This is a genomic window from Pseudomonas sp. Sample_9, assembly GCF_004307535.1.
Classification (GTDB): domain Bacteria; phylum Pseudomonadota; class Gammaproteobacteria; order Pseudomonadales; family Pseudomonadaceae; genus Aquipseudomonas; species Aquipseudomonas mercuritolerans.
This window is the reverse complement of sequence record NZ_RAZO01000193.1, coordinates 3210-13773: the sequence shown is the minus strand read 5'-3', so window position 1 is coordinate 13773 and position 10564 is coordinate 3210. Positions and strand designations below refer to the sequence as shown.

The following is a 10564-nucleotide window of genomic DNA, read 5'->3' as shown; positions in this document are numbered from 1 at the left end:
CATAAAACGTGGACACTTGTCTCACTGCCGAGGCCGGGTCGTCAAGCCCTTGGGTCGATCACTCATCGCTGCATACCTTGCCCGCATATCGTCATGGCTGATTGCTTGGGCCAGATCAAAGATGAGCAATCGTTCACTGGCCTTCTTTTCGAGCCGAAGGTCCTTGGGTTCATCCTGTGCTTCTTGTTGCGCTGATGCTGTCATACGTACCTGAATGCTTTGCACACGTCGGTTCGTGCGTGACGTTTAGTTTCGTTTACGTCTGGTCTCGCAATATCAGATGACGCCCACAGACCTTGTAGGCAAACTCCGAAACTCGTGTTCGGGCGCTCTGCCGCTCTATTGCGCTGTTTTTCGACGGGATATTCTCCGGACGTCGCTGACCCATTCAGCGATCGGGCTTGGTAACCCGGTGGAATAAGGCGCAACAGCGCACCCGACACGACTCAGGCGAAATCCCGTCCGAGCCCCTGTGTTATGGCAGCTGTGTGTGGGACGCTTTCGAGCGTGCCGGTTTCCTTGGTTCCCCGGTTTACCAACCTGCGCACAGCTGCCACCCATTCGCTTGGTATCGGATGCGGCAGCTCTCGAAATCAAGGGAACTGACAATGAACAATCCATCTGATCTTAAAACCATCGGCTTCACCCCTTTCCTCTACAACTCGGATCAAGCGTTCTTCAACGTCCGCTCCGGCATACCGATCATCAATGCCTTGTCCCAATCCTCCGACCTGCTGTCCCTCGCCAAATCCTTCGCCGAGGATGCTGCTTTCATCAAAGACACCGACCGCCACGCCTGGGCTGCGCATTACCTGACGGTGATGGGCAAAGCCTTGATTGATGATGTGATCCAAGCGCTGATCCCACGACCTGCGCGGACGAAGACCGAGTCTGAAGCTGATCTGTCTGAACGCACCTCTTGATTCAACCCAATACCCTTGTGGGAGCGAGCCTGCTCGCGAATGCGGTGGTTCAGCCACCACATGCTTCGACTGACACTAAGCCTTCGCGAGCAGGCTCGCTCCCACAGGGAATCAGCGGTGGTTTGAGGATTGGGCACAGGCACAAAAAAGCCCCCGCCAGCCGCAAGGCTGACGGGGGCTTTTCAGTTGAGGCGCAGGCTACATCTCCACCTGCGTCCCCAACTCGATCACTCGGTTTAACGGCAGATTGAAGAACCGCAAATTGCCATTGGCATTCTTCAACATGAACGCAAACAGCGCCTCACGCCAACGCGCCATCCCCTCGAGTTTCGAGGCAATTACCGTCTCGCGACTGAGGAAGTAGGTCGTGCGCATCGGGCTGAAGTCGAGGTCTTCGAGGTGGCACAGCTTCAACGCCTGCGGCACGTCGGGCTCGTCGGTGAAGCCGAAGTGCAGGATCACCCGGAAGAAGCCCTCCCCGTGCGCTTCGACTTCGAAACGCCGCGATGGCGGGACGCGCGGGATGTCTTCGTAAACCACCGTCAGCAGCACCACTTGCTCGTGCAAAACCTGGTTATGCAGCAGATTGTGCAACAGCGCATGCGGCACCGCGTCGGAGCGGGCGGTGAGGAACACGGCGGTGCCCTGTACGCGATGCGGCGGTTGCACGCGGATGCTGCTGATGAAGATCGGCAGCGGCAGCGCGCCTTCGTCGAGGCGTTCGACCAGCAGTTGTTTGCCGCGCTTCCAGGTGGTCATCAGCACGAACAGGGCGATACCGGCGATCACCGGGAACGCGCCGCCCTGAACGATTTTCGGCACGTTGGCGGCGAAGTACAGACCGTCCACCAACAGGAAGCCGAGCAGCACCGGTACCGCGAGGATCGGTGGCCATTTCCACAGCAGCAGCATGACCGCCGACACCAGAATGGTGGTCATCAGCATGGTGCCGGTCACTGCCACGCCGTAGGCCGAGGCCAGTGCGCCGGAGGATTCGAAGCCGATCACCAGCAGCACCACGCCGACCATCAGCGCCCAGTTCACCGCGCCGATGTAGATCTGGCCTTGTTCGTCGCTAGAGGTGTGCTGGATGTACATGCGCGGGATGTAACCGAGCTGGATCGCCTGGCGGGTCAGGGAGAATGCACCGGAAATCACCGCTTGCGAGGCGATCACCGTGGCCAGGGTCGACAGGCCGACCAGCGGAATCAGCGCCCAGCTCGGTGCCAGCAGGTAGAACGGATTGCGCGCGGCGTCAGGGTTTTCCAGCAGCAATGCGCCCTGGCCGAAGTAGTTGAGCACCAACGCCGGCAGCACCAGCAGGAACCAGGCGCGGGCGATCGGCTTGCGGCCGAAGTGGCCCATGTCGGCGTACAGCGCTTCCGCGCCGGTCAGCGCCAGCACCACGGCGCCGAGAATTGCGACGCCCATGCCTGGGTGCACAACGAAAAAATTCACCGCCCACATCGGGTTCAGTGCGTGCAGCACTTCCGGCGTGTGACTGATGCCGTACACCCCGAGGGCGCCGAGGACTAGGAACCAGGTGACCATGATCGGCCCGAACAGAATGCCGATCCGCGCGGTACCGTGGCGCTGGATCAGAAACAGCGCGACCAGCACCACCAGCGACAGCGGCACCACCCAGTGATCGATGCCTTCAAACGCCAGGCCCAGGCCTTCGATCGCCGACAGCACCGAAATGGCCGGGGTGATCATGCTGTCGCCATAAAACAGCGCCGCGCCGATCAGCCCGCACACCACCAGCAGCGTACGCAGACGCTTGCGCCCCGCCGCTGCCCGCCGTGCCAGTGCAGTGAGGGCCATGATGCCGCCCTCGCCCTGGTTGTCGGCGCGCAGGACGAACATCATGTACTTGATCGAGACCACCCAGATCAGCGACCAGAAGATCAACGACAGAATGCCGAGCACACCGTCGTGATTGACCGGCACACCATAACCGCCGGAAAACACTTCCTTGAGGGTGTACAACGGGCTCGTGCCGATGTCGCCATAAACTACCCCGACTGCCGCGACCAGCATGCTCAGCGGTCTGCTTGCCGAACCCTCGGCGCCCGCCGCATGACTACTTGCCTGACCCATCCAACACTCCTGATCTCGATACTGGCTTCTTTGAAGGAAGCACTATGCTTTGTAGTGCAGCATGCGCTGTTTTACCTGTTGTTACAGACCAATGATTGACTGCACGAAATCGGTAAAGCTCAACGGCGCGAAGCATAGCGCAGCACTCGTCGTATTTCCCCGTATAAAGCTGGTCAAGTGCGTTGCCCGCCGCTAGAATTGCGCACTTTTTGATCAGAGGCGCATCTCAAGCGCCCATCCGTCAGCTGCCGCGTGTGGCCAGCGACGTCACAAAACACCGAGGTTAGACATGTCCACCACTCCTGCGCCGGCCAATCCAAAGGTTGGCTTTGTATCTCTGGGTTGCCCGAAAGCACTGGTCGACTCCGAGCGCATCCTGACCCAGCTGCGCATGGAAGGTTATGACGTGGTGTCCACCTATCAGGACGCCGACGTCGTGGTGGTCAACACCTGCGGCTTCATCGATTCGGCCAAGGCCGAGTCGCTGGAAGTGATCGGTGAAGCGATCAAGGAAAACGGCAAGGTCATCGTCACCGGCTGCATGGGCGTGGAAGAAGGCAACATCCGCGACGTACACCCGAGCGTGCTCGCTGTGACCGGTCCGCAGCAGTACGAGCAAGTGGTCAACGCCGTGCACGAAGTGGTGCCGCCGCGTCAGGATCACAACCCGCTGATCGACCTGGTGCCGCCGCAAGGCATCAAGCTGACCCCGCGCCACTACGCGTACCTGAAGATTTCCGAAGGCTGCAACCACAGCTGCTCGTTCTGCATCATCCCGTCGATGCGCGGCAAACTGGTCAGCCGTCCGGTCGGTGACGTGCTCGACGAAGCTCAGCGCCTGGTCAAATCCGGCGTCAAAGAGCTGCTGGTGATCTCGCAAGACACCAGCGCCTACGGCGTCGACGTGAAATACCGCACCGGCTTCTGGAACGGCGCGCCGGTGAAAACCCGCATGACCGAGCTTTGCGAAGCACTGAGCACGCTGGGCGTCTGGGTCCGCCTGCACTACGTTTATCCGTACCCGCACGTCGACGAGCTGATTCCACTGATGGCCGCCGGCAAGATCCTGCCGTACCTGGACATCCCGTTCCAGCACGCCAGCCCGAAAGTCCTGAAGTCGATGAAACGCCCGGCGTTCGAAGACAAGACCCTGGCACGCATCAAGAACTGGCGCGAAATCTGCCCGGACCTGATCATCCGTTCGACCTTCATCGTCGGCTTCCCGGGCGAAACCGAAGAAGACTTCCAGTACCTGCTCAACTGGCTGACCGAAGCCCAGCTCGACCGCGTCGGCTGCTTCCAGTACTCGCCGGTCGATGGCGCGCCAGCGAATGATCTGGATCTGGACGTGGTACCGGACGACGTCAAGCAGGATCGTTGGGAGCGCTTCATGGCGCACCAGCAGGCGATCAGCTCGGCACGCCTGCAAATGCGCATCGGTCGTGAGATCGAAGTGCTGGTGGACGAGGTTGACGAACAAGGCGCGGTTGGCCGCTGCTTCTTCGACGCCCCGGAAATCGATGGCAACGTGTTTATCGACAATGGCAGCAACCTGAAGCCGGGCGACAAGGTCTGGTGCAAGGTGACTGATGCCGACGAATATGATTTGTGGGCTGAGCAGATCTAAGCACCGCAAAATACCTGTGGGAGCGAGCCTGCTCGCGAATGCGCTGGGTCAGTCGCTGTAAATATTGCCTGACACAATGCCTTCGCGAGCAGGCTCGCTCCCACAAGTGAATAGCGCTGTATCCAGAAGCCCCGCTCTTTTCCGAGATACGGGGCTTTTTTGCGGCTATCGTTTAGCGGGGGACGGACTCCCTTGAACCGCACAAGAGGCACACGCACATGCGTCAGCATTCGGTCATCCACACACCGAAAATCAGCGATTACGAAGAACTGACCCGGGTCTGGGAGGCCTCGGTCCGTGCGACTCATCAGTTCCTGCCGGACAGCTATATCGAGCTGTTGCGCAACCTGGTGCTCACCCGCTATCTCGATGCGGTCATGCTGATCTGCACCAAAGACGCCCAGCAGCGCATCACCGGGTTTGCCGGTGTGGCGGCGGGCAAGATTGAAATGTTGTTCATCGATCCTGATCATCGTGGTCAAGGCTTGGGCAAGCAGTTGCTCCGATATGCGATCGAACGGCTCAACGCCGATGAACTCGACGTCAATGAGCAGAACCCGCAAGCCTTGGGTTTTTACGAGAAACAGGGCTTCGAGGTGATCGGCCGCTCCGAAGTCGATGGCATGGGCCAGCCGTATCCGTTGCTGCACATGCGCTTGCGGCAGTCCCAACAGCGCTCAAGCAACGGCTGACACACCATGGCCCCCCTGTGGGAGCGAGCCTGCTCGCGAATGCGGTGTACCAGTCACTGCACACATAGACTGGCAGGACGCCTTCGCGAGCAGGCTCGCTCCCACATTGAATACAGCGCCTGCAAATGGAACCGGGCTTAACCGCTTCCACACAGGTACAATGCCCACCCCTTTTTTGTTACGGCCCTGTCATGACTGACCCGATTCGCCTCTCCAAACGCCTCATCGAACTGGTCGGTTGCTCCCGCCGGGAGGCCGAGCTGTTCATCGAGGGCGGCTGGGTCACCGTGGACGGCGAAGTCATCGATGAGCCGCAATTCAAGGTCGGCGAGCAAAAGGTCGAGCTCGACAAGGACGCCAAGGCCACCGCGCCGGAGCCGGTGACCATCCTGCTTAACGCGCCCGCCGGCATGGATGTCGACAGCGCCATGCAAACGCTCAGCGCGGAAACCCTCAGCGAAGAGCATCGCTACGGCAAGCGTCCGTTGCGCGGGCATTTCCTGCGCCTGACCGCCAGCGCCGACCTGCAGCCCAAGGCCAGCGGCCTGCTGGTATTCACCCAGGACTGGAAAATCCTGCGCAAGCTCACCGCCGACGCAGCGAAGATCGAGCAGGAATACATCGTCGAAGTCGAAGGCGAAATGGCTGCCCACGGCCTCAACCGTTTGCAGCATGGCCTGACCCACAAGGGCAAGGAGCTGCCGCCGGTCAAGGCCAGTTGGCAGAACGAAAACCGTCTGCGCTTCGCCATGAAAAACCCGCAGCCGGGAATCATCGCGCAGTTCTGCGAAGCGGTCGGCCTGAAGGTCATCGGCATCCGTCGCATCCGCATCGGCGGCGTGTCGATCGGCAAAGTCCCGGTCGGCCAATGGCGCTACCTGTCCGGCAAAGAGAAGTTCTAAGACTTCCACTGCCGCCCCACATTCCGGCAGCGCCCGCGAGCGCTGCCCACAACGCATCAGGAATACCGACATGGTTCATAACGACGTACTGCGCAGCGTGCGCTACATGCTCGACATCAGCGACAAGAAAGTTGTCGAAATCATCAAACTGGGCGGCATGGACGTCACGCTCGCCGATGTCATCACCTGGCTCGACAAGAAAGAAGAAGACGAAGAAGGCTTCGTGCGCTGCCCGGACGAAGTCATCGCGCATTTCCTCGACGGCCTGGTGATCTTCAAGCGCGGCAAGGACGAAAGCCGTCCGCCGCAGCCGATCGAAGTGCCGGTGACCAACAACATCATCCTGAAAAAACTGCGTGTGGCCTTCGAACTGAAAGAAGACGACATGCACGCGATCCTCAAGGCCGCCGAGTTTCCGGTGTCCAAGCCTGAACTGAGCGCGCTGTTCCGCAAGGTCGGCCATACCAACTATCGGCCGTGTGGCGACCAGTTGCTGCGTAACTTCCTCAAAGGGCTCACGCTGCGCGTGAGAGCCTGATAGCAGCGGCAAGCTGCAAGCCTCAAGCTAGAAGCTAGAAGCGGCACGGCGGAGTACTGTTTTTAACTTGCCGCTTGCCGCTTGCCGCTTGCAACTCGAAGCAGGCCGCATGGCCCCTCATTCCCTGCAAAAATAGTGGCTCCGCTTTTCGCGGCTGACGACTAGGGTGTAATGACCCCTAATCTTCAGGACTCGCCATGCATCCCTACTTCTCCCTGCAAGGCCGCACCGCTCTGGTGACTGGCGGTACTCGTGGTATCGGCAAAATGATCGCCAAGGCATTCGTCGAGGCGGGCGCCCATGTCTACGTGTGCTCGCGCGACGTCGAAGCCTGCCATCAAACCGCCGAAGAACTTGGCGCCATTGGCATTTGCCACGGCGTGGCGGCAAATCTGGCGACCGAGGAAGGCGTGCGGGATCTGGCCGCGCGCCTGGGTGAGCAGATCACTCATCTGGACATTCTGGTGAACAATGCCGGCACCACCTGGGGCGCGCCGCTGGAGAGTTATCCGGTCAAGGGCTGGGAGAAGGTCATGCAGCTCAACGTGACCTCGGTGTTCAGTTGCATCCAGCAGTTTCTGCCGCTGTTGCGCAAGGCTGGCTCGGCGGCGAATCCGGCGCGGATCATCAATATCGGTTCGGTGGCGGGGATTTCTTCGTTTGGCGAGCAGGCATATGCCTACGGGCCGAGCAAGGCCGCTCTGCATCAGTTGTCGCGCATACTGGCGCGGGAACTGGTAAGCCAGCACATCAATGTCAACGTGATTGCACCGGGGCGGTTCCCGAGCAAGATGACCCAGCATATTGGTAATGATGAACAGGCGTTGGCTGAGGATACTGCGCTGATTCCGATGAAGCGCTGGGGGCGTGAGGAAGAGATGGCGGCGCTGGCGATCAGCCTGGCGAGTACGGCGGGGGCTTATATGACCGGGAATATCATTCCTCTTGATGGTGGATTCAGTCTGTAGATCGGCGGTGCGGCATTCGCGAGCAGGCTCGCTCCCACAGGGATTTCGTACACAACGCAGCTACATTGTGGGAGCGAGCCTGCTCGCGAAGAGGCCAGCCCTGTCACCACCAGACTTGAAGCGAGCCGGGTTATCATGCCCGCCCTACCCCGCTTCGATCCCAGACCATGACTTACAGCGTCTCCCCCATCGGCTTCGTGCGCTCCTGCTTCAAGGAGAAGTTCGCCATCCCCCGCCAGCCGCAACTGGCACCGGCCGCCCGTGGCGTGCTGGAACTGGTCGCGCCGTTCGATCAGGGTGACGCCGTGCAGGGGCTGGAGCAGATCAGTCATGTTTGGCTGTTGTTTCTGTTCCACCAATCCCTGGAAGACAAACCGCGCCTGAAAGTGCGCCCGCCACGCCTGGGCGGCAACAAGTCGATGGGCGTGTTCGCCACCCGCGCCACGCACCGGCCGAACGGCATCGGGCAATCGGTGGTGAAGCTGGACGGGATCGAAGCCAATCGGCTGTTTATCTCCGGGATCGATCTGCTCGACGGCACGCCGGTGCTGGATATCAAACCCTATGTGCCCTACGCCGATATCATCCCGGGGGCGACCAATGACATCGCCAGCGCCGCGCCGCACTTGATCGACGTGCAGTGGGCGGATTCGGCTTTGAAACAGGCGCACGCCCACGCTCAGCGCCTCGATGAGCCGTTGGTTGAGCTGATCGAGCAGTGCCTGGCGCAGGATCCGCGCCCGGCGTATCAGACGCCGGCGCCGGAACGTGAATATGGTGCGCAGTTCTGGGACCTGGACGTGCGCTGGCATTACCCGACGCCCGAACAGATCCGCGTGCTGGAAGTCATCCCGGCCGAGGCATAAAACTCGCAAACGAAAAAGCCCGCGCTGCCTTCTCAGGCAACGCGGGCTTTTACTGTCACACCGAAAAACCAACTGTGGGAGCGAGCCTGCTCGCGAAGGCGTCGTGTCATGCAACATCAACGTTGATGACAGACCGCATTCGCGAGCAGGCTCGCTCCCACAGGTATCGCAGGTTATTTTTCGACGAACGCACGCTCGATCAGGTAATCACCCGGCTCGCGCATCCGCGCCGAGATCTTCAGGCCGAAGCTGTCGAGCACTTCGCTGGTCTCGTCGAGCATGCTCGGGCTGCCGCAAATCATCGCGCGGTCGTCCTGCGGGTTGATCGGTGGCAGGCCGATGTCGCTGAACAGCTTGCCGCTGCGCATCAGGTCAGTCAGGCGGCCCTGATTCTCGAACGGCTCGCGGGTCACGGTCGGGTAGTAGATCAACTTGTCACGCAGCGCTTCGCCGAAGAACTCGTTCTGCGGCAGGTGCTCGGTGATGAATTCGCGGTAGGCGACTTCGTTGACGTAACGCACACCGTGAACCAGGATCACTTTTTCGAAGCGCTCGTAGGTTTCCGGGTCCTGAATGACGCTCATGAACGGCGCCAGACCGGTGCCGGTGCTCAGCAGGTACAGGTGCTTGCCCGGGTTCAGGTCATCGAGAACCAGCGTGCCGGTAGGCTTCTTCGAGATGATGATCTCGTCGCCTTCCTTCAAGTGCTGCAGCTGGGAGGTCAGCGGACCGTCCTGCACTTTGATGCTGAAGAATTCGAGATGCTCTTCCCAGTTCGGGCTGGCGATCGAGTAAGCGCGCATAAGCGGGCGGCCGTTGGGCTGTTGCAGGCCGATCATCACGAACTGACCGTTCTCGAAGCGCAGGCCCGGATCGCGGGTGCACTTGAAGCTGAACAGAGTGTCGTTCCAGTGATGAACACTGAGGACACGCTCGTGGTTCATGTTGCTCATGTACGTTTGACTCCTGGAGATTGGTCTGCGCGGCTCAATGAGGCTCAACGTGCGCAATTGCATCGCATTCTAATAGCGACGACAATATCTGTTAACTGGATTATTAAGATAAGGGTTATCGGTTATATCGATATGCGATTTACTCTCCGTCAACTGCAAGTCTTCGTCGCCGTCGCCCAGCAGGAAAGCGTATCCCGTGCTGCGGGTCTGCTCAACCTCTCGCAATCGGCGGCCAGCACTTCGATCACCGAGCTTGAGCGCCAGTCCAGCTGCCAGCTGTTCGACCGCGCCGGCAAACGCCTGAGCCTCAACGCCCTTGGCAAACAACTGTTGCCGCAAGCGGTGGCCCTGCTCGACCAGGCCAAGGAAATCGAAGACCTGCTCAATGGCAAATCCGGTTTCGGCTCTTTATCAGTGGGGGCGACGCTGACCATTGGCAACTATCTGGCCACCCTGCTGATCGGCAGCTTCATGCAGCGGCACCCCGAAAGCCAGGTCAAGCTGCACGTGCAGAACACTGCCAATATCGTGCAACAAGTCGCCCACTACGAAATTGATCTGGGTCTGATTGAAGGCGATTGCAGTCACCCGGACATCGAAGTGCAGAGTTGGGTCGAGGATGAGCTGGTGGTGTTTTGCGCGCCGCAGCATCCGTTGGCCAAACGCGGCAGTGCGACGATGGAAGAGCTGACCCATGAGGCATGGATTCTGCGCGAACAGGGTTCCGGCACGCGGCTGACCTTCGACCAGGCCATGCGTCACCATCGCAGCGCGCTGAATATTCGCCTGGAGCTGGAACACACCGAAGCGATCAAACGTGCAGTGGAATCAGGCCTGGGGATTGGCTGCATTTCGCGGCTGGCCCTGCGCGATGCGTTCCGGCGCGGCAGTCTGGTGCCGGTGGAGACGCCGGGTCTGGATCTGGCGCGGCAGTTCTACTTCATCTGGCACAAACAGAAATACCAGACCTCGGCCATGCGCGAGTTTCTCGAGCT

General features: G+C 60.1%; 11 protein-coding genes. 9 read left to right on the top strand and 2 right to left on the bottom strand.

Translation table 11 applies throughout. The features are described 5' to 3' along the window. Together D6877_RS29590 and D6877_RS10595 are read left to right on the top strand one after the other, a co-directional pair. The coding region (locus tag D6877_RS29590) for a hypothetical protein (protein WP_206662980.1) at positions 1–195 on the top strand (195 nt) is incomplete at its 5' end. A gap of 413 nt (positions 196–608) precedes the next feature. Further along, a complete protein-coding gene (locus tag D6877_RS10595; protein ID WP_130910715.1) occupies positions 609–923 on the top strand; it encodes a DUF3077 domain-containing protein in 315 nt (104 codons plus the stop codon). 198 nt (positions 924–1121) lie between these two features. Here D6877_RS10595 and D6877_RS10585 read toward each other — a convergent pair whose 3' ends face one another. Then, positions 1122–3023, bottom strand: coding sequence for a potassium transporter Kup (locus D6877_RS10585; protein WP_130910713.1), 1902 nt, complete (start codon positions 3021–3023; stop codon positions 1122–1124). Positions 3024–3312: 289 nt separating this feature from the next. On the opposite strand from D6877_RS10585, the gene rimO reads away from it, so the two are divergent. From rimO to tsaA, 6 genes are all read left to right on the top strand, one after another. Next, entirely contained in the window at positions 3313–4650 is a 1338-nt protein-coding gene (gene rimO / locus D6877_RS10580; RefSeq protein ID WP_075946795.1) for a 30S ribosomal protein S12 methylthiotransferase RimO, read from the top strand. Positions 4651–4868: 218 nt separating this feature from the next. After that, positions 4869–5342 (top strand): GNAT family N-acetyltransferase, encoded by a 474-nt coding sequence (locus D6877_RS10570; RefSeq protein ID WP_130910712.1) that lies wholly within the window; start codon positions 4869–4871, stop codon positions 5340–5342. Positions 5343–5533: 191 nt separating this feature from the next. Beyond that, positions 5534–6244 carry an rRNA pseudouridine synthase gene (locus tag D6877_RS10560; RefSeq protein WP_024011885.1) on the top strand — a complete coding sequence of 237 codons (711 nt, stop codon included), beginning with the start codon at positions 5534–5536 and terminating at the stop codon, positions 6242–6244. A 70-nt stretch (positions 6245–6314) separates the two neighbouring features. Further along, entirely contained in the window at positions 6315–6782 is a 468-nt protein-coding gene (locus tag D6877_RS10555) for a DUF1456 family protein (RefSeq protein WP_016771408.1), read from the top strand. A gap of 197 nt (positions 6783–6979) precedes the next feature. Beyond that, a complete protein-coding gene (locus D6877_RS10550; protein ID WP_130910710.1) occupies positions 6980–7750 on the top strand; it encodes an SDR family oxidoreductase in 771 nt (256 codons plus the stop codon). Positions 7751–7917: 167 nt separating this feature from the next. Beyond that, positions 7918–8616, top strand: coding sequence for a tRNA (N6-threonylcarbamoyladenosine(37)-N6)-methyltransferase TrmO (tsaA, locus tag D6877_RS10545; RefSeq protein WP_130910709.1), 699 nt, complete (start codon positions 7918–7920; stop codon positions 8614–8616). Positions 8617–8789: 173 nt separating this feature from the next. On the opposite strand, the gene fpr is transcribed toward tsaA, so the two are convergent. Next, on the bottom strand, positions 8790–9569 hold the full coding sequence (gene fpr, locus D6877_RS10540; protein WP_007908723.1) for a ferredoxin-NADP reductase: 780 nt from the start codon (positions 9567–9569) through the stop codon (positions 8790–8792). 132 nt (positions 9570–9701) lie between these two features. Between fpr and D6877_RS10535 the strand changes: the two genes are divergently transcribed. After that, on the top strand, positions 9702–10564 hold an 863-nt coding region (locus D6877_RS10535; RefSeq protein ID WP_130910724.1), incomplete at its 3' end, for a LysR family transcriptional regulator.